The sequence below is a fragment of the Microbispora sp. NPDC049633 genome, from assembly GCF_040675265.1.
GTDB lineage: Bacteria > Actinomycetota > Actinomycetes > Streptosporangiales > Streptosporangiaceae > Microbispora > Microbispora maris.
The window spans coordinates 1-18184 of record NZ_JBFAOO010000070.1; the positions used below are offsets into that span (position 1 = coordinate 1).

18 protein-coding genes are annotated in these 18184 nt (G+C 71.5%); 7 read left to right on the forward strand and 11 right to left on the reverse strand.

Translation table 11 applies throughout. The features are described 5' to 3' along the window. The 3 genes from AB0J39_RS19505 to AB0J39_RS19515 all read right to left on the reverse strand — a co-directional run. Positions 1-2200, reverse strand: a 2200-nt coding sequence (locus AB0J39_RS19505) for an FtsX-like permease family protein (RefSeq protein ID WP_363466467.1), incomplete at its 3' end; no start/stop codon positions are given. A 198-nt stretch (positions 2201-2398) separates the two neighbouring features. Continuing rightward, positions 2399-3148 (reverse strand): ABC transporter ATP-binding protein, encoded by a 750-nt coding sequence (locus tag AB0J39_RS19510; protein ID WP_363466470.1) that lies wholly within the window; start codon positions 3146-3148, stop codon positions 2399-2401. Further along, complete coding sequence (locus AB0J39_RS19515) at positions 3145-3651, reverse strand: PadR family transcriptional regulator (protein ID WP_346226131.1); 507 nt, start codon at positions 3649-3651, stop codon at positions 3145-3147. Before AB0J39_RS19515 ends, AB0J39_RS19510 begins: the two co-directional genes overlap by 4 nt. A 135-nt stretch (positions 3652-3786) precedes the next feature. On the opposite strand from AB0J39_RS19515, the gene AB0J39_RS19520 reads away from it, so the two are divergent. The 6 genes from AB0J39_RS19520 (at position 3787) to AB0J39_RS19545 (ending at position 10189) form a co-directional block, all read left to right on the forward strand. Further along, positions 3787-5049 carry an ABC transporter substrate-binding protein gene (locus AB0J39_RS19520; RefSeq protein WP_363466473.1) on the forward strand — a complete coding sequence of 421 codons (1263 nt, stop codon included), beginning with the start codon at positions 3787-3789 and terminating at the stop codon, positions 5047-5049. Between the two features lie 2 nt (positions 5050-5051). Next, positions 5052-6389, forward strand: a complete 1338-nt coding sequence (locus tag AB0J39_RS19525; protein WP_363466474.1) for an ABC transporter substrate-binding protein — start codon at positions 5052-5054, stop codon at positions 6387-6389. A gap of 268 nt (positions 6390-6657) precedes the next feature. After that, positions 6658-8049 (forward strand): ABC transporter permease subunit, encoded by a 1392-nt coding sequence (locus tag AB0J39_RS19530; protein WP_363466535.1) that lies wholly within the window; start codon positions 6658-6660, stop codon positions 8047-8049. Next, on the forward strand, positions 8046-8933 hold the full coding sequence (locus AB0J39_RS19535; RefSeq protein ID WP_363466477.1) for a carbohydrate ABC transporter permease: 888 nt from the start codon (positions 8046-8048) through the stop codon (positions 8931-8933). Before AB0J39_RS19530 ends, AB0J39_RS19535 begins: the two co-directional genes overlap by 4 nt. 185 nt (positions 8934-9118) lie before the next feature. After that, positions 9119-9796 (forward strand): uracil-DNA glycosylase, encoded by a 678-nt coding sequence (locus AB0J39_RS19540; protein ID WP_363466479.1) that lies wholly within the window; start codon positions 9119-9121, stop codon positions 9794-9796. Between the two features lie 24 nt (positions 9797-9820). Continuing rightward, the gene (locus AB0J39_RS19545) at positions 9821-10189 is read left to right on the forward strand and encodes a hypothetical protein (protein ID WP_363466481.1); all 369 of its coding nucleotides are present in this window, start codon (positions 9821-9823) and stop codon (positions 10187-10189) included. Positions 10190-10256: 67 nt separating this feature from the next. Here the strand turns inward: AB0J39_RS19545 and AB0J39_RS19550 are convergent, their stop codons facing one another. After that, positions 10257-11123 (reverse strand): polysaccharide deacetylase family protein, encoded by an 867-nt coding sequence (locus AB0J39_RS19550; RefSeq protein ID WP_363466483.1) that lies wholly within the window; start codon positions 11121-11123, stop codon positions 10257-10259. 53 nt (positions 11124-11176) lie between these two features. Between AB0J39_RS19550 and AB0J39_RS19555 the strand changes: the two genes are divergently transcribed. Then, positions 11177-11650: a MerR family transcriptional regulator gene (locus AB0J39_RS19555; protein ID WP_363466486.1), complete on the forward strand. Its 474-nt coding sequence runs from the start codon at positions 11177-11179 to the stop codon at positions 11648-11650. Positions 11651-11661: 11 nt separating this feature from the next. On the opposite strand, the gene AB0J39_RS19560 is transcribed toward AB0J39_RS19555, so the two are convergent. The 7 genes from AB0J39_RS19560 to AB0J39_RS19590 all read right to left on the reverse strand — a co-directional run bounded on the left by AB0J39_RS19560 (position 11662) and on the right by AB0J39_RS19590 (position 18096). Next, complete coding sequence (locus tag AB0J39_RS19560) at positions 11662-12204, reverse strand: MOSC domain-containing protein (protein ID WP_363466488.1); 543 nt, start codon at positions 12202-12204, stop codon at positions 11662-11664. 69 nt (positions 12205-12273) lie between these two features. Further along, positions 12274-12549 carry a hypothetical protein gene (locus AB0J39_RS19565; protein WP_363466491.1) on the reverse strand — a complete coding sequence of 92 codons (276 nt, stop codon included), beginning with the start codon at positions 12547-12549 and terminating at the stop codon, positions 12274-12276. Positions 12550-12758: 209 nt separating this feature from the next. Beyond that, positions 12759-13703, reverse strand: coding sequence for a hypothetical protein (locus AB0J39_RS19570; protein WP_363466493.1), 945 nt, complete (start codon positions 13701-13703; stop codon positions 12759-12761). Positions 13704-13829: 126 nt separating this feature from the next. Then, complete coding sequence (locus AB0J39_RS19575; protein ID WP_363466495.1) at positions 13830-14903, reverse strand: hypothetical protein; 1074 nt, start codon at positions 14901-14903, stop codon at positions 13830-13832. Between the two features lie 225 nt (positions 14904-15128). Then, positions 15129-15596: an NUDIX domain-containing protein gene (locus AB0J39_RS19580; RefSeq protein ID WP_363466497.1), complete on the reverse strand. Its 468-nt coding sequence runs from the start codon at positions 15594-15596 to the stop codon at positions 15129-15131. Positions 15597-15679: 83 nt separating this feature from the next. Further along, on the reverse strand, positions 15680-16618 hold the full coding sequence (locus AB0J39_RS19585) for a GNAT family N-acetyltransferase (RefSeq protein ID WP_363466537.1): 939 nt from the start codon (positions 16616-16618) through the stop codon (positions 15680-15682). A 155-nt stretch (positions 16619-16773) separates the two neighbouring features. Continuing rightward, positions 16774-18096 (reverse strand): YibE/F family protein, encoded by a 1323-nt coding sequence (locus tag AB0J39_RS19590; protein ID WP_363466500.1) that lies wholly within the window; start codon positions 18094-18096, stop codon positions 16774-16776. Positions 18097-18184 lie beyond the last annotated feature (88 nt).

Sequence of the window (18184 nt, forward strand, 5' to 3'; positions counted from 1 at the left end):
CCCCGATCGCGCTCACGAGGGTCGCGGCGAGCATGCCCGGCGTCGGGGCCTGGCCGATGCCCGCGCCGACGCCGCTGCCCCGGCCCTCCAGGTCGATCAGCCACCGCGAGCAGGACGCCCCCGCCGCCGCTCCCAGCACGACCCCCACCGCCGCGGGCAGGCCGGTGGCGGTGACCAGCGTGGCCATCACCTGACGGGGAGTCAGGCCCATCGCCTTGAGCACGGCCAGGTCGAGGACGTGGTCGCGCAGCCCGAGCGCGCTGGCGGTCAGCAGGCTGGCCAGCCCGATCAGGGCCAGCACGGCGACCAGGGCGACGATGATGACCCGGATGACCGCCAGCCGGTCGGCCGGGTTCACAGCCTGGGCCACCTCGAGCCCCTGCCCCTGCAGCCGGGCGCGCACCTGCGCCGCGTCGGCGCCGGGCCGCAGCGCCAGGGCGTAGAACTGGGGCGGCAGCGCGTCCTTGGCCGCCAGGCTGTCGACCCCGAACGACAGCACCTCGCCGTCCTGCTCCGGCTCGACCACCCGGCCCACGATCCGCACGATCAGCGGGGTGCCCCCGATCGTCACGCGGACCCGGTCGCCGATCCGTACGCCGAGGAGGTCGAGCAGGCCCTGCCCGGCCACGGCCTCGCCCCGGTCGGCGAACATCCGGCCCTCCACCACCGGGAAGGGGTACGGGTCGGAGGACAGGCCGAGCGCCCTGGTCCGCACGGTCCTCGTCTGCCAGGGGACGAGCGCGTCGAGTTCGGCTCCCGGGTAGGCCGCCACCACGTCCGGATCGGCCATCGCGCGCTGGCGCGCCTCCTCGGCGGTCAGCTCGCCCGGCCGCAGGGACAGGGCCGCGGCCTGGCCCACCCTCTCGGGGTGGCGGCTGAAGGCGTCCAGGGTCGCCCAGCAGCCGAGCCCGATCGTGATCATCATCATCGGGATGGCGACGCCGCAGACCGTGAGCGCGGCCGGCGTCCTGCGGGTGAAGGCGTCCCTGGCACCGAGGACGAGCGCGGGCGGGAGCCGTACGAGCAGGGCGACCCTGGCCAGCCGGGACAGGTGCCCGCGCGGCGGCGCCGCGGGTGCGGCCGGGATCGGCGGGGTGCGCCCGCCGCGCCAGGCCGGGATCAGGACCGCGACCAGCACCGTCAGCGACGTCCCCGCGATGATCGCCGCGAGAGGGCCGGCCGACAGCGGCACGACGACCGTCTCCCCCATGGCGTACGCCGTGATCAGGCGGGCGGCGACCGCGCCGGCGGCGATGCCGAGCAGCCCGAGCGTGCCGTGCTCGGCGACGAGCATCCGGACCACCTGGCCCCGGGTGAACCCGAGCGACTTCAGCGTGGCGATGTCGCGCAGCTGGATCAGCACCCGGCCACCGGCGGCGTTGGCGAGCGCGAGCGCGGCGGCGACCAGGCCCGCACCGCCGAACAGCGCGAGCAGCAGGCCGAGCAGCCGGTTGTCCAGCTCCATCGAGGCCCGCACCTCGCGCCAGGTCGTCACCCGCTGCACCTGGTTGCGCAGCGTGAAGACGGCCCTCTGGACGACGAGGTCGGTGGTGGCGGCATCGGCCAGCCGCAGCCCGGTCACGGTCTCGGTGCGGCCGGGCGCGGGCTCGACGACGTTGAGCGTCTGCGCGAGCGTCCAGGCCAGACCCGGGGTCCACTCCGGGTAGAAGCCCTGGTCGCCGCTCTCGGCCAGTCCGGCGACGGTCAGCGTGTGGGTCGCGCCGTTGAGTCCGGTGACGCTGAACGGACTGCCCGGCCGCAGGCCGAGGGCCCGGGCGAACGACCGCTCGACGACCACGCCGTCCGGGGTGCGCACGTCGAGCCAGCGGCCCTCGCGCAGGAGCGGGCGGGCCACCGCGGGGAAGGCCGCCGGCGTCTCCTGCAGCGTGATCGGCACCCGCCGGCCCCGGGTGACCAGCGTGGCGGGCGCGCTGCGGTACGGCCCGGCGACGTCGGTCACGCCGTGCAGCCCGCGCAGCGCGGACACGTCGGGGACGTCCTTGCTGTGGATCCAGATGTGCGCGCTGTTGCTGCGCGCGAACAGGCCGCGCCAGGGGTTGGTGCCGTCCTCCAGCAGCGTGGCCGCGACGATCAGGGCGGTGACGATCCCCGCCACCGCGAGGACCGTGAGCGCGGCCTGCCCCCGGCGCGCCCGCAGGTCCGCGCGGATCCACCGCAGCTCCGCGGTCCGCACCGTCACCACGCCACCCCCCTGCTGTGATCGTGCGGGCATTCCATGGGGACGACGTCGCGTGATCGCGCGGTGTGCCGCGGCGAATGGGCGTGCCCCGCGACGGGACGACTCATGATCTCGGGGTCTCCCGCGAGCGGGAGGCGGCGCGGACGGCGATCACGCGGGCCGTCCGGGAGCTCGGGCGATTCCTGGCGGTGCACCGGGTCAGCTCCGGAGTTCGACGACGTCCCCCGCCGCTCCGGAAGGGCGCCGGCGCGACTTCGGGATGGCGCCGTCGTCGACGATCTGCCCGTCGAGCAGGCTGACGACGCGGTCGGCCATGCTCGCCACCCGGGCGTCGTGGGTGACCAGCACGATGGTCTGGCCCTGCCCGTGCACCTTGCCGAGCAGGCGGAGCACGTCACGGGTGTTGCGGCTGTCGAGGTTGCCGGTCGGCTCGTCGGCCAGCAGCAGCCGGGGCTGGTTGGCGAGCGCGCGGGCAAGCGCGACCCGCTGCTGCTCGCCGCCGCTGAGCTGCGCCGGCGACGCCTCGGCGCGGTCGGTGAGGCCGAGCTCGCCGAGGAGGTACTCGCGCCGTTCCCTGGCCTGCCGGGGCGGCACGCCGCCCAGCAGCGCGGGCAGTTCGACGTTGTCGGCCACGGTCATGTTGGCGACCAGGTTGAAGAACTGGAAGACGAAGCCGATCTTCTCGCGGCGGAGCACGGCCCACCCGCTCTCCGAGAGCGTGTCCGCCCGCTTGCCGTCCAGCCAGATCTCGCCGCTGGTACGCGTGTCCAGGCCGCCGAGCATGTGGACCAGCGTGGACTTCCCGGACCCCGACGGGCCCATGATGGCGACGAACTCCCCCGCCTCGACCGTCAGGTCGACCCCGCGTACGGCAGGCACGGGCAGCCCGCCGGTCTGGTAGATCTTCACCAGGTTGACCGCCCGGACGACGGAAGCGCCGGCGTTCACGGCAGGTCCTCCTGGCAGCGTTCGAGCCAGTCGAGGTCGGCCTGCAGGTGGAGCATGGCCCCCTCGATGAGGAGCAGCGCGACGCGGTTGGCCGGGTCGGTGCGGTCGGCCAGCTCGCGGAGGTCTCTCATGAGCGCAAGGTAGTGCCGTCGCTGCCGGTTCACCAAAGCCATGCGGTCGGACAACCCGGTCATCGGAGCCAGCACGAGCTTCATGAAGAACTCGTCACGCACGCGGGGGCCCTCGGTGGGCTCCTCCACCCAGGTCTCCAGCGCCTCCCGGCCGGTGGCGGTGATGTAGTAGACCTTCTTGTTCGGCCGGTTGGCCTGCTCGACGTCGACCGAGCGGACGAAGCCGTCCTTCTCCAGCCGGCCCAGGGTCACGTAGATCTGCCCGATGTTGGGCGACGGGTAGGCGCCGCCGAAGATCGTTTCCAGCGCCTGTTTCAGCTCGTATCCGTGGGCAGGTTCCTTCGCCAGGAGCGCCAGCAGCGACTGCCGCACGCGCCCACCCCCAAGCCGTATCGAGCAGTTATCGGAGCGTTACGGGCTGATCCGTTGACGCTCACATTATCGCTATGCATAACATGCATGCACCTACCTAACACGTATGTAACCGGCTTTTCACGCGGAGGCCACATGGTTCGCCGAGCCGTCGTCGTCCTGGTCACCTTCCTGGTGGCCGGGTGCGCGGGGCTCGCCGACACCGGCACCGAATCCGACGTGGGCAGCGACGGCACCGGGCCGATCACACTGGCGATCGGCCGGGACACCACCGCGTACCTCCGCCCGCTGCTGGACCGGTGGAACCAGGCACACCCGGACGAGCCGGTGTCGCTGCTCGAACTGCCCGAGGCGGCCGACGAGCAGCGCGCCCAGATGGTGGCCAACCTGCAGGCGCACAACGACGTCTACGACGTGCTCGCGCTCGACGTGATGTGGACGGCGGAGTTCGCCGACGCCGGCTGGATCGCGCCGCTCGACCGCAGCCTGTTCCCCCTGGACAAGCTGCTCAAGGGCGTCGCGGACACCGCCATCTACCGCGACAGGCTGTGGGCGGCGCCGTACACCAGCAACGCCGGCCTGCTCTACTACCGGTCGGACATCCTGAAGAAGGAGCACCTGAAGCCGCCCAGGACCTGGGCGGAGCTGCGCGAGCAGGCCACGCGCCTGAGCGCGAAGTATCACATCGGGGGATATGCCGGGCAGTTCCTGCCGTACGAGGGACTGACCGTCAACTTCGCCGAGGCCGTCCAGTCGGCGGGCGGGTCGATCCTGAGCCCGGACGCCCGTACGGTCACGATGGACCTCGGCAGCGCGCGGGCCGCGCTCGGCTTCCTGGTCGGCGGCGTCAAGGAGGGGTGGATCCCCCGCGAGGCGCTGACGTACAAGGAGGAGGAGTCCCGGCTCGCCTTCCAGGAGGGGCGGCTGCTGTTCGCCCGCAACTGGCCGCACGCGTACGGACCCGCAGCCCACTCGAAGCTGGCCGGGAAGTTCTCGGTGGCCCGGCTGCCTGGCCTGAACGGGCCCGGGTCCAGCTCGCTGGGCGGTTACAACCTCGCCATAAGCGCCTTCTCGAAGCGGCAGAAGTCGGCTCTCGACTTCATCCGCTACTTCACCGGGCGGGACAACGAGCGGCTCGTGCTCACCGAGGGCTCGTTCCCGCCGGTGTGGGCGGACCTGTACGACGACCCGGAGCTCATCGAACGGTTCCCGTACCTGCCCGCGCTCAAGGAGGCCATCGTGTCGGCCCGGCCCAGGCCGGTCACCGCCGACTACAACCAGGTCAGCCTGCTGATCTCCAGCGCCGTCACCGGCGCGCTCACCCTTGCCAAACCCGTAGACGAGACCGTCGCCGACCTCAAACAGGGGCTCGGCGAGGTCATCCAGCCCGGAGGATAGATATGCGCAAACTCCCCCCGATCATGGTCGCGTGCCTCGCTCTCGCCGCCGCCGCCGCGTGCGGCAGCGACTCCGGGACCGGCACCGGCTCCGGCAGCGAGCCGGCGGCCCAGGGCAGCGCCTCGGCCGCCGGCGGCGCCAAGCCGCTGGAGGGCGAGAAGATCGAGATCGCCGCGAAGTGGACCGGCGACGAGCAGGCCAACTTCGAGAAGGTGCTCAAGGCGTTCGAGGAGAAGACCGGCGCCACGGTCACCTACGCCTCCACCGGTGAGGACACCGGCGCCTACCTCGGCCCCCGCATCCAGGGCGGCAACCCTCCGGACGTCGCCATCCTGCCGCAGCCGGGCCTCGTGCAGCAGTACGCCGACGAGAACGCCCTCAAGCCGCTGTCCGCCGAGGTGCAGGCGCAGATCGACCAGAACTACACGCCGTACTGGAAGGAGCTCGGCTCGGCCAAGGGCCAGGTGTACGGCGTGCTCGTCAAGGCGGCGCACAAGTCTCTGGTCTGGTACCGCCAGTCGGCCTTCGACGACGCCGGGGTGCAGCCCGCGGCCACGTGGGACGACCTGATCAAGAGCGCCCAGACGCTGTCGGACTCCGGCGTCGCGCCGTTCGCGCTGTGCGCCGCCTCCGGCTGGACGCTGACCGACCTGTTCGAGAACGTCTATCTCTCCACCGCGGGCCCGGAGAACTACGACAAGCTCGCCAAGCACGAGATCCCCTGGACCGACGCCACGGTCAAGACGGCCCTGGAGAAGATGGCGCAGATCTTCGGCAAGAAGGAGCTCATGCTCGGCGGCTCGTCCGGCGCGCTGCAGACCGACTTCCCGACCTGCGTCACCCAGGTGTACGGCCAGAAGAAGGCCGCGATGGTCATCGAGGCCGACTTCGTCGCCGCCTCCGTCGGCCAGTCCGGCGCGAAGGTCGGCGAAGAGGCGAAGGTCATGCCGTTCCCGAAGGCGGGCGACACCGCCCCGGTCGTCCTCGGCGGCGACGTCGGTGTGGCGATGAAGGACACCAAGGGCGCGCAGGCGCTGCTGGAGTACCTGGCTTCCAAGGAGGGCGGCGAGGTCTGGGCCAAGCAGCCGGGCTACCTGTCCCCCAACCGCAACGTCTCGCCCGACAACTACCCCGACGACCTGACCAAGCAGCTCGCCCAGACGATCATCTCGGCCGGCGAGTCGGTGCGGTACGACATGTCCGACCTGGCGCCCAGCGCCTTCGGTGGCACCGACGGCAAGGGCGAGTGGAAGGACCTGCAGGACTTCCTCCGCAACCCCTCCGACGTGAAGGGCGCGCAGGAGAAGCTCGAGGCGGACGCCGCCAAGGCCTTCAAGTAAAGGAAGGACGGCCGTGACCGAACGGTTGGACGGCCCGCAGGCCGCCGGCGGCGGCGACTCCGCCGCCGGGGCCTCCTCCGGCCCGCGCGAAACCCCTGCAGATCCTTCCCCCGCCCCCTCGGGCTCCTCGGACTCCTCCGGTTCCCCGGACCCGGAGACCGCCGCCTCGGACTCCCCCACCGCTCCGGACTCCCGCACCGCTCCGGACTCCTCCGGTTCGCCCGGCCCGGAGACCGCCGCCTCGGACTCCACCGCCGAGGGAGACCCCGTGGCGGCCGCGGACGAGCCGCCCGCGGGTCCGGCGGCGGCCGGCTACCCGACCGCGGCCCCGCCCGCCGCGGTCGCCCCGGCGGCCGCGGCGCAGGCGCCCGTACGGCTCGGCCCGTCGCCGAGGCTGGCGGTGATGTTCCTGCTGCCCGCGGTGCTGCTGCTCGCCGCGTGGGTGATCTACCCGGTCATCTACTCGATCTGGCGCAGCCTCTACGACGCCACCGGCGACCGTTTCGTCGGACTGGGCAACTACCTGTCGATCTTCACCGACTCCGCGACGCTCACCACGATCAGGAACAACATCATCTGGGTCGTGGTGGCCCCGATCATCGTCACCGCGCTCGGCCTGATCTTCGCGGTGCTGACCGAGCGCATCCGCTGGTCCACGGCGTTCAAGCTCGTGCTGTTCATGCCGATGGCCGTCTCCCTGCTCGCCGCCGGCGTCATCTTCCGTCTGGTCTACGAGCAGGACCCCGACAAGGGCGTCGCCAACGCCATCATCACCACCGTCCACGACACGTTCTCCTCCAGCGCCGGATACCCCGGCGCGCGGCCACGCGAGAACGACCAGGCGCCCGCCGTCGTGCAGGGCGGCGCGGTGGTGACCCGGCAGCAGGCGCAGCCGGGCACCCCGGTGCTCATCCCGCTCGTCGGCCTCGGCCAGGACGTGGTGAAGGACGCCGCGCCCGCCAAGGCCGCCCCGGCCGCCGGTGGCGACGGCCTGAGCGGCACGGTCTGGCTCGACGTGGTCCGTGGCGGCGGCGGCACGCTCAACCAGATCGACCCGCAGGAGAAGGGCCTGGCCGGCATCACGGTCGAGGCGGTCTCCGGCGGCGCGGTCAAGGCGACGACCGAGACGGCCGCGGACGGCACGTTCCGCTTCTCCGGCCTCCCGTCCGGCTCCTACGTCGTACGGCTGCCGCAGGACAACTTCACGGCGCCGTTCAACGGCCTGACCTGGCTCGGCCCGTCGCTGATCACCCCTGCGATCATCGGCGCGTACATCTGGGTGTGGGCCGGGTTCGCGATGGTGCTGATCGCGGCCGGACTGTCGGCGATCCCCCGTGACGCCCTGGAGGCGGCCCGGATCGACGGCGCGACCGAGTGGCAGGTGTTCCGCCGGATCACCGTGCCGCTGCTGTCGCCGGTGCTGCTCGTCGTTTTCGTCACAATGATCATCAACGTGCTCAAGGTCTTCGACCTGGTGTTCATCATCGCCCCCGGGTCCGTGCAGCCGAACGCCAACGTGATCGCGCTGGAGATGTGGCGCGTCTCGTTCGGCGGCGGCGGCAACCAGGGCATGGGTAGCGCGTTGTCCATCTTCCTGCTCGTCCTGGTGGTGCCGTTCATGATCTTCAACATCCGCCGGTTCAGGAGGGACGAGGGATGACGACCCTGGCCGAACCCCGGCACGCGCAGCCGGTCTCCCGCGGCCTGATCACGCGGGTGACCGACCGCCTCGGCAGCGGCGTGGTGCAGGTCTTCATGATCCTCGTCGCGTTGTTCTGGCTGCTCCCGACCCTGGGCCTGCTGGTCGTGTCGCTGCGCGGCGAGACCGAGAACAACTCCTCCGGCTGGTGGACGCTGTTCACCAAGCCGGCGCAGATCACGTTCGAGAACTACTCGAACCTCCTGGCGTCGGGCTTCAGCTCGTCGTTCTGGAACACGGTGCTGATCACGGTGCCCGCGACCCTGCTGGTGATCGGCATCGCGGCCATGGCGGGGTACGCGTTCGCCTGGATCGAGTTCCCCGGCAGGGACACGGTGTTCCTCGTGGTCATCGCCCTGCTGGTCGTCCCGGTTCAGATCGCGCTGATCCCCATCGCCAAGCTGTACGGATTCCTCGGGATCTTCGGCTCGATCCTCGGGGTCGTGCTGTTCCACGTGGCGTTCGGCCTGCCGTTCGCCATCTTCCTGCTGCGCAACTTCTTCGTGGGCATCCCGCGCGAGCTGCTCGAGGCGGCGCGGATGGACGGCGCGCCGGAGTGGCGGATCTTCGCCACCGTGGTGTTCCCGCTGGCCAAGCCCGCGATCGCGTCGCTCGGCATCTTCCAGTTCCTGTGGGTGTGGAACGACCTGCTCGTCGCGCTGGTGTTCGCCGACACCGACAACCAGCCGATGACGAAGGCACTGCAATCCCAGATGCGGCAGTTCGGCACGAACGTGGACATCCTCGCGCCGGGCGCGTTCCTGTCGCTCATCATCCCGCTGGTGCTGTTCTTCGCCTTCCAGCGGTATTTCGTGCAGGGCCTGCTCGCGGGCTCGGTCAAGTGACCCGGCCGGAGGCCCCGGACCATCCCGGGGTCTCCGGCATCACCGCGGTCACCATGGGAAATGTCCTGTGTGTGGTGAACCGTGTCGAGAGGACGTCGGATGCCCGCTTCACGGGGGTAAGCGGGCATTCGATCTTTCACCAGCCGTGCCGTACGGCGGCGGAAAAGCCGATAGAGTGCGCGGACATGTCAGGACGTCCGTTGCACGAACTCGTGGAAGCCGGATGGGCCGAGGCCCTCGCACCCGTGGCCGAGCGCATCGCCGCCATGGGCGACTTCCTCAGGCAGGAGATCGCGGAAGGCCGCCAGTACCTCCCGGCGGGTGAGAACGTGCTCCGCGCGTTCAAGCAGCCGCTGAACGAGGTCCGGGTGCTGATCGTCGGCCAGGACCCCTATCCCACCCCCGGTCACCCTGTGGGCCTGAGCTTCTCGGTGGCCCCGGACGTACGACCGCTGCCGGGGAGCCTGGTCAACATCTTCAAGGAGTACACGGCCGACCTCGGCCACCCCACGCCGTCGAACGGCGACCTCACCCCGTGGACCGAGCAGGGAGTGCTCCTGCTCAACAGGGTGCTGACGGTGATGCCGGGCAAGCCCGCCTCCCACCGGGGCAAGGGGTGGGAAGAGGTGACCGAGCAGGCCATCAAGGCACTGGTCGCGCGGGGCGGGCCGCTCGTGGCGATCCTGTGGGGCCGCGACGCCCGCAACCTGCGGCCCATGCTGGGGGACGTGCCGTGCATCGAGTCGGCCCACCCCAGCCCGTTGTCCGCGCGCAGCGGATTCTTCGGCTCCCGTCCGTTCAGCCGGGCGAACGACCTGCTGGAGCAGCGGGGCGGGGCGCCGGTCGAGTGGAAACTGCCATAACGGCTTGCCGATAGGATCACCACCATGAGCGATGGAACGGACACCGGTCGCTATCTGCGGCTCACCGTCGACCTGGTGGTCGAGGTCCTCGATGTCGACGCGCTGCAGGCGGCGGCGCTCGCCGAGATCCGCGACCCCCAGGCGGAACTGGACGACGCCGAGCGGCAGGAGCAGATCGAGCTGGTCAACTCCGACAAGACGGGCGCGGCGGCCCTGCAGTGGCTGATCGAGCCCGACCACGTGCTCGGCCTCGTCGAACACGTCACCGAGGTCGAGCCACGTGAGGCGATGCTCGGCGTCGAGCCGTCGGAGGGGGTCCTGGAGGACGAGGACGACCACGACCACGACCACGACCACGACCACGACCACGACGAGCCGGGCCACATCCACTGAGGCCCGTGCACTGGAGAGGGCGTCGGGCCGGCCGCCGGGCCGGGCCGGCGCGTCCGTGCCGCGCCCCTTACGCGGGCCGGCCGACCGTACGCTGGTAGTGCGCCGCGATCTCGTCACTGGTGGTGAGCCAGACGTCGGGCTGCGCGGCGAGGAAGGCCAGCGCCTGATCGAGATACCTGGCCCGGAACGCCTGCCCGATCACGAAGGGATGCAGGGCCAGGGCCATGACCCTGCCGCTGTCTTCGGCGTCGGCGTGCAGCTGCTCGTACTGGTCCCTCACGGTCTGGACGAACTCCGGCCCCGTGACGCCCCTGTCGAACAGGAGCAGGTCGTTGAGCTCGACGGAGTAGGGGACGCTGATCATCCCGGGGACGTTCAGCGGGTACGGCTGGTCGTCGTTGGTCCAGTCCAGCAGGTAGCCGAATCCCAGCTCGGCGAGCAGCGCCGGCGTGTTGAAGGTCTCGGTCAGGCCGGGACCCATCCAGCCGCGCGGCCGCCGGCCGGTGGCCTCGGCGACGATGCCGGCCATCTCCGTGAGGAGACGACGTTCCTCCTCCAGGGACAGGCCGGCGTGCAGGACGGAGTTGGTCCGGCCGTGCAGGAGCCAGGCCCAGTCGCGGTCGAGGCCGGCCTTGATGATCTGCGGATAGTGCTCGGCGACGGCGGAGTTGAGCAGGACGCTGGCCCTGACGCCGTGCCGGTCGAGGATGTCGGCGACGCGCCAGATGCCGACCCTGGCCCCGTAATCGCGCCAGCCGTAGTTGAGGGCGTCGGGGACGAGGTCCGCCGTACCCTGCCAGATGCTGGTGGACGGGCGGTCGACCAGGAAGTGCTCGACGTTGAGGCCGACGTAGAAGGCGACCCTGGCGCCGCCGGGCCAGCTGATCGTCGGACGATCGGTGATCGGGCTGTAGTCGAAGAGCGTGTTCTCCATGCGCCGACGGTAGAATCTGACATTGATGTCAAGTTCAAGCCCGCAGGGGTGACGTGATACGGATCGGCGAGCTGGCGCGGCGCACCGGGGTGAGCGAGCGGTCGCTGCGCTACTACGAGCAGCAGGGGCTGCTGGTGGCCGAGCGTACGCCCGGCGGCCAGCGGGAGTATCCCGAGCAGGCGGTCGATCGCGTCATCCGGATCCAGGAACTGTTCGCGGCGGGCCTGCACAGCAAGAAGATCGCACAGCTGCTGCCCTGCATGCGCGACGCCGACGGCGGGCCCTCCGCGATCGCCACCCCCCGGCTCGTCACCGACCTCGTCGCGGAGCGGGACCGCATCGACCGCATGATCACGGATTTGGTCAACTCGCGAGACGTCCTCGACGAGGTGATCAACGCGGCGGCACGGGAGCGCGGGCAGGCGCCGCAGGAGCGCGAGCAGACGTCACAGGAGCGCGAGCAGACGTCACAGGAGCGCGAGCAGGCGCCGCAGGAGCGCGAGCAGACGTCACAGGACCGCGGGTAGGCCCCCACCGCTCACACCGGCCGAAGAGGCTGGTGCGGTCCGGCCGGCGGCTCGACCCGGATCGGGTCGCCGGGCCGGACCTCGCCACCCGCGAGGACGACGCCCATGATCCCGGCCTTGCGCACCAGGTTGCCCTCCTCGTCCCGGTTCAGCACCGCCTTCAGCAGCCCGTCCCGGAAACCGTCGATCTGCAGGCAGGGGTTGCGAAGGCCGGTCACTTCGACGATGGCCGTCTCGCCGAGGTGCAACCGGGTCCCGGTGGACAGCGCGAGCAGATCGACGCCCCTGGTGGTGACGTTCTCCCCCATGTCCCCCGCCCGTACGGCGAAGCCCGCCTCACGCAGTTCGTCGTGCAACTCCGCGTGGATGAGGTGCACCTGGCGCAGATTCGGCTGACTGGGATCGCGGGCGACCCGCGACCGGTGCTTCACGGTCACCCCGGCGTGGGCATCCCCTTCGACGCCCAGACCGGTCAGCAGCCGGATCGACTCCAGCGGCGTCTTGCTGAAGGTGTGGGTCGCGCTGCGGCTGACCGCGGTCACCCTGCTCGTCATGTTCCCTCCTCGTTGGCCGGTGGATCCATTCCGCGCACGAGGACGAGGAGACGGTCAAGCAGATATTCGTCACCCGGGGCCTGCTCGCTGGAGCCACGCGATCGCGTTGACCAGGGTGAGGAGGTCGGCGATTCCCGAGGTCGCCGGGCACCGCGCCATCCCGTTGCGCGCGTCGAGCAGGGCGGCGCCGGTGGCGCGGATCCGCTCGTGGCAGGCCGCGAGCGCCGCGTCGGCGCGCGGCGCGGGCGGAACGGCCATTCGCGCGGCGACCAGGCCTCGCATCGCGGTGGCGTGCACCGCCACGGCCCGCAGCCAGGTGCGCAGCGCATTGAATGGGCTGACCAAGGCGCAAGTCGCATGGGCCGGGAGCACACACCCACCGTCCGACTGGACATGCGAAGTGCGCGGATCAACCAGGGCACGACGCGCGGACCGACAGAACGCACACCCCACCGGCCGACCGGAGGTGCGAATAGGGTGACCAAGGCGCGAACCGCATGGGCCGGCCGGGAGCGCACCCCGGCCGGTGACTCTACGCGGCCGGGCGGGACCGGTCAGGAGGCGAGGACCTCCTCGCGCCGCCGGGCGAGGGACTCCTGCTGGCGGGCCAGCTCACCGCAACGGTCGGAGATCTGGTCGACCATTGCCGCGATCCACTCCACGACCTCGCGGACCGCCTCTGCCGTACGGGCGATCCGCTGGTGCTTGATCGCATCGGTGATGATGTTGTCGAAGAAGACGTCGGCGAACCAGCGGGTGTCCCCCTTCGGCAACTGGGGCGCCGCGCTGACGCCGATGTCGGCCAGCTCTCGGGAGAACCGGTCGAGCGCCCCCTGCGCGTGCCAGGCCGCCTCGTCGGCCTGACGCAGGTGCCCGTGCTCGACCATGTCGGCGAAGCCCCCGCCGTTGCTGAACATGTCCCAGGTCGAGGCGCCGCGGGCGCTGCCCAGATGCCGCAGGACGTAGCCGACCGCCTGACCCGCGGCGGCCCCGGCCTGCTGCGCCTCCTGGTGCTCGCGCAGGTCGGCGCTCACGTTCGCCAGCCGTGCGGCGATGTCCGCGAGCTCCCGGCCGCGCGGATCCCCCGACTCGACCAGCATCCGCTCCTTGCGGGCGAGCAACGCCTCCAGCTCGTGGTGCGGGTTGCCGAGCTCCGCGAGTGCCTGGTCGGTGGTGCGCAGGTCGCCGGTGAGCCACTCCAGGCGGGTCCGCTGGCCGGTGACCCGCTGGCGGGCCGCCGCAGCCTCGGCCCGTTCCCGCGCCAGGCGCTCCTCCTTGCCCCCGGTCAGCCCCGCCAGAAAGGCGGCGAAACCGCCCTGCTCCAGCTTGGCGACGTCGCGATCCTCCTTGGCGAGCTGCCGCTCCAGGTCCGTGAGCACGCCGCGGACCTCCTCGATTTGAGTCAGGAGAGTGGCACGCTGCCGGGTGAGCTGGTCCCGGCGCCTGGCGCGCTCCCGCGCGTCCCGGATCTCGTCGTCGATAGCACCGAAAAGGGTCACACTTCACAGACGTCCGATAGATGCCCAAACGTTCCCTCTCAGGTGCGCGGCCCGCCGCAGCACCGGCCCACCCACCCGGATTGGGCACAAGGCCCGCGGCGAGGCGTCCTCCCGGCGTCCGAGGGGTCACGCGACCAGCAGACCGGGGGTGTGACGGGGGTTTCCGTCGTGATCACCAGGCAGCCGGAGTCTGAGACAGGAGCGGGCGGCGGCGTCCGGCGTGAGGCGTACGCGCAGGAGTCCGTCCACCTCGTGCGGCATCCAGGACAGGGATCCGCCCCCGATGCCGGCGATGCGACCGCTCTCCCGAGACAGCGGGCTCCTCCCCGCCGTCTCAAGCTGTTCGCGTGGCCCCTTCGATATGCCGGGCAGGGACCCGAACCCAGCGCCCGGGATGCGGACGGGACCGCTCTCCGGGCCCGCTCCGCCGGACAGCACGGCGTAGTCCGTCCCGGCCACCCGGAGACGGCGGGCGACGCCGCGGCACGGCGACCGGAGGCCGGTGGACAGCCAGGCGAAGTGGCCCGCGAGCAGCGCCTCGGCCACGGTGCGCAGAACGGTCACCGAGCACAGGCTGTGCGCGCAGGCGAGGCCGGCCAGCGTGATCTCCGGCAGCCCGAAGCGCCGCAGACCGCGCGAGGTCGTGACGAGGCACGAGCAGCCGCCGCCCACATCGGCCCCGGCGTCACCGATTCCGGCTCCGGCCCGAGCGGCAGCACCGAGGGCGCAGGCGGGTTCCTCGTCGGCGCACGACACCCTCCAGCCCAGCCAGTCGTCGCCGAGGTGGAAGTCCCGCCGCTCCCCCGGGCAGTCCGCGCAGTGGTAGACGGCCGCCCCGGTGAGCGGGTCGTACAACGCACCGTGGTAGGCCTCCGCGATTCCGCGCGCGGCCGCCCGGGCGACCTGGGCGGCCTCGGGTTGTTCATCGACCGGGGCGGTACTCGTCACCACCACGTGATGACGGGCCCGTCTCACCCGTTTCAGGTCCTCGGCACTCAGGTCCATCCGCCGCCACGGGGACCGCGTCGACCGGAAGGCCTCCAGCGTCAGCCGGGGCGTGCCGAGCGCGTCCCTGGCGGCGCGCCGGTGGGACGGCCCCATCCGCCAAGGGACGATCGACGAGAGATCGGTCGGCGTCCGGTCCGTGACGACGACGAAGACCGACGAGGTCTGAGCGGGCACGGGATAGGTGATTCGCATGGCTCCTCCTCCGCGACGTGCTGCACGTACAACCGCCGGAGCGGCCGCGGGAAGTGCCGCAGGAGCAGCCGGCCCCGCACCCACCGCTCCTCGCACTGCCGCAGGGCCACAGCCTGCGCGAATCCACAGCCATCCGCCTCTCCCGAACGCCGCTCTGTGGAACGGTGGACGGACAGAACGGGCGAGTCCGCGCCTTTCGCCGCCGCGGTCCACAGGCCGGGACGGTCACGACGCCCCGGCCTGCCCGCCTTCGCCGAGGATGAGGAGCCGATGTGACTCCAGCAGCCCGTCCGGCAGGTCGTCAGGTGTGAACCACCGTGCCTCCAGGATCTCCCTGGGGTCGATCTTCATCGTGCCGCCGGCGAACTCGGCCTCGTACGCCACCTCGACCCGCAGCCGGTAGCCGCTCCTGAGCCGCACGAGCTCGCCGACGCGCACCTCCAGACCGGTCTCTTCCCGCACCTCGCGGACGACCGTGTCCTGGAAGGTCTCCCCCTTGATCGCGGAGCCCGTGGGCAGCCCCCACTGCCGGCCTTCCGGCCACAACCGATGCCGGAGCAGCAGCACCCGCCCGTTCCCGTCGCGGACGATGCCGGTGACGCCGATCATGAACTTCGCCTGCGAGAGCCACAGGAGCCGCCACTGCAGCGAGCCGCCGATGCTCCGCCACAGCCGGGCGACCAGATCGTTCACGCGACTCCCCCGTCCACAGCGACCACGGCAGCGAGAAGGACATCATCACAGCCTCCGCTGTCCGGTGGACGCCGGCGACCGTCCTACTCAGCCCCGCCTTCGCTCCAAGTCATGTCGATCCGGCGCCCGATGACCTCGTATCCGGCCCGGAGGAACGCCCGGGCCATCGGGACGTTCCCGACGTCGGTGGCCGCGCGGATGCGCGGGACGCCCTGACCGGCGAGGATCCGCGTCCCCTCGGCCAGCAGGTCGTCGATGTAGCCGTTGCCTCGATGTGCGGGCACGACCGCGATGTACGCGATCATCGGGTTGTATTCGTTGCGCGCCGGGATGACGAATCCCACCGGTTCGCCCTCGGGTGACACGGCGATCCGCCACCATTCCCGTGGGCTCCGATAGTGGGCGAGCTCGTCGTCGTAGTGCTCGGCCGCGACCCGCTCGGCGGGCATGCGGGCGAGGTCGGCGCGGCTGTGCGCGTCGAGCGTGCCGTCGAGGACGAGGGTCATCAGGGCGACGAGTTCCTCCCGGCCGGCCACAGGACGGAAACCGAGCCGGGCACTCGGCTCGGGGATGGGAGCGCCCGGGCGCCACTCCAGCCGCAGCCGTTCGACGAGCGGCCGGGCACCGGTCCGCTCCAGCACGGCCATGCGGTTCTCGACGGCGCGCCTCGCTTCCGCGTCGTCACGCCACCGCGGTGGGATGAACGCGTTGTACTCCGGCGGGCGTACCCCTTCGGGCAGCACCGCGGCACTCGCGGTCTCGAACAACCGGACCCCGGCGTCGACGCTCGCCGGTCCGGGCGCGGCGTCGTCGAGGTCGAGGATGTCCAGCAGCGCCGGCGGCTCGCCCGCACGCGGGGCCCACCAGGCGAGCCTGGCGACGAGGCGGTCGCCGCGCAGCGCCATCCACATCCACTCGGGCCGCCGGCGGCCGGAGGCGAGGTCGTCGTCCAGCTCGTCGTTCAGCACGTACGGCAGGCGGCGAAACAGGTCGAGTTCCGAACGCCCCGTGACGGGGCGCATGATCAAGCTATCGGGGTTCACGGCACTTCCTCAGGTGAGGCGTGCCCATTCCCCCGGGGGTCAGCGTCCGGCCGTACCCCCGGAAGGAACCGGCACGACAATCTCGGCATACATCGGCTCGTCCCCTCCTCTCGTCGTCAAGGCGTCCGCCTGTTCTATCGGTTGCGCCGCCCGGCGGGCCAATCCTTTTCCGTCCCGAACGAGGCAGGCCAGCGGCTCTCGGTGGACTCGTCCGGGTCGTCCCAGACCGCCCCGCGCCGCCGGCGGCGCTCCGCCGGCTTCTCCCCGGAGCGCCGCCGGGGTGCCGCCAGCGCGGCCAGCGCGGTGGTCACGGGGACGGCCGCGATGAGTCCCAGCGTGCCGACGACGCTGCGGATGATCTCCTGCGCGAGCACGGGATTGCGCAGCACGTCCGCGAGCGGCTGGTCGCCGACGCTGAACAGCAACAACAGGGGCAGCGCGGCCCCGGCGTACGCGAGGACGATCGTGTTGATCACGGAGGCGATGTGGGCCCGGCCGACGCGCGCGGCGGCCCGGTAGAGACGCCCGAAGTCGTAACCGGGGTTGGCCGTCGCCAGCTCCCGCACGGTGGCCGCCTGGGTCACGGTGACATCGTCGAGGACGCCGAGCGCGCCGATGATGATCCCCGCGAGCAGCAGGCCCTGCCCGTTGATCCGGTAGTTGCCGTTCAGCAGGAACGAGCTGTCGTCGGTGACGCCCGTCAGGTACGCGACGTCGATGGCGAAGGCGGACAGCAGACCGGTGAGGGCGAGGCTGACCAGCGTGCCCAGCACCGCCATCGACGTCGTGATCGTGAGACCGTGGGTGAGGTACAGGACCGCCAGCATGATCGCGGCGGAACCGGTGATCGCGACCAGGGTCGGCGGCTCGCCGGCGAGGATCGCGGGGACGACGAAGGTCAGCAGCAGGACGAAGGTCACGGCCAGCCCGATCAGCGCGGTCAGCCCGCGCCAGCGCCCGAAGGCGATGACCGCCAGGGCGAACGCGGCGACGAACAGCCACAGCGGAGAGGACCGGTCGTGGTCCGACAGCAGATACTCCGGTGCGTCGAGCGCGCCGTCCGGCACATGGACGAGCACCACGTCCTCGCCGACTGCGAACCGCTGCGCACCGGGACCGGTGGGCAGATCGGTGGTCACGCTCCGGCCCTCGTCGGGCCCGCTGGTGATCCTGACCCGGACGTCCCCGCAGGAGCCGGAGGACGCCGCCGGCCCGGCCGCCTGCTCGCCCGGTACGACGGGGCAGGGCTTGGGCACGATCTCGGTGATCGTCCCGTCGGCCTGCCGCAGTGAGGGCGAGGACGGGTTGTCCGGCCGGCTGCCGTCCGGCCACAGCCAGATCAGGGCGGCCACCGTCGCCAGGGCGACGGGGACGATGACGGCCAGCGTCGCGACCACGGTCCGGCGCGAGACAGGCGTGGGCGGAGTGGTCGTGCCGTGACTGTGATTGGCGCCCATCTGGACGTACGTCTCCTCGCATCGGGTCGTGCCGCACCGATGGTAGAGGTCCCCGGGGAACGGCGAGGCCGCCCGGCACCGGCCGGGC

Excerpts from the sequence above, each read along its gene's own strand:
- AB0J39_RS19520 (WP_363466473.1), top strand. The coding sequence starts at position 3,787 with ATGGTTCGCCGAGCCGTCGTCGTCCTGGTCACCTTCCTGGTGGCCGGG.
- AB0J39_RS19525 (WP_363466474.1), top strand. The coding sequence starts at position 5,052 with ATGCGCAAACTCCCCCCGATCATGGTCGCGTGCCTCGCTCTCGCCGCC.
- AB0J39_RS19535 (WP_363466477.1), top strand. The coding sequence starts at position 8,046 with ATGACGACCCTGGCCGAACCCCGGCACGCGCAGCCGGTCTCCCGCGGC.
- AB0J39_RS19540 (WP_363466479.1), top strand. The coding sequence starts at position 9,119 with ATGTCAGGACGTCCGTTGCACGAACTCGTGGAAGCCGGATGGGCCGAG.
- AB0J39_RS19545 (WP_363466481.1), top strand. The coding sequence starts at position 9,821 with ATGAGCGATGGAACGGACACCGGTCGCTATCTGCGGCTCACCGTCGAC.
- AB0J39_RS19550 (WP_363466483.1), bottom strand. The coding sequence starts at position 11,123 with ATGGAGAACACGCTCTTCGACTACAGCCCGATCACCGATCGTCCGACG.
- AB0J39_RS19560 (WP_363466488.1), bottom strand. The coding sequence starts at position 12,204 with ATGACGAGCAGGGTGACCGCGGTCAGCCGCAGCGCGACCCACACCTTC.
- AB0J39_RS19575 (WP_363466495.1), bottom strand. The coding sequence starts at position 14,903 with ATGCGAATCACCTATCCCGTGCCCGCTCAGACCTCGTCGGTCTTCGTC.
- AB0J39_RS19585 (WP_363466537.1), bottom strand. The coding sequence starts at position 16,618 with ATGCGCCCCGTCACGGGGCGTTCGGAACTCGACCTGTTTCGCCGCCTG.
- AB0J39_RS19590 (WP_363466500.1), bottom strand. The coding sequence starts at position 18,096 with ATGGGCGCCAATCACAGTCACGGCACGACCACTCCGCCCACGCCTGTC.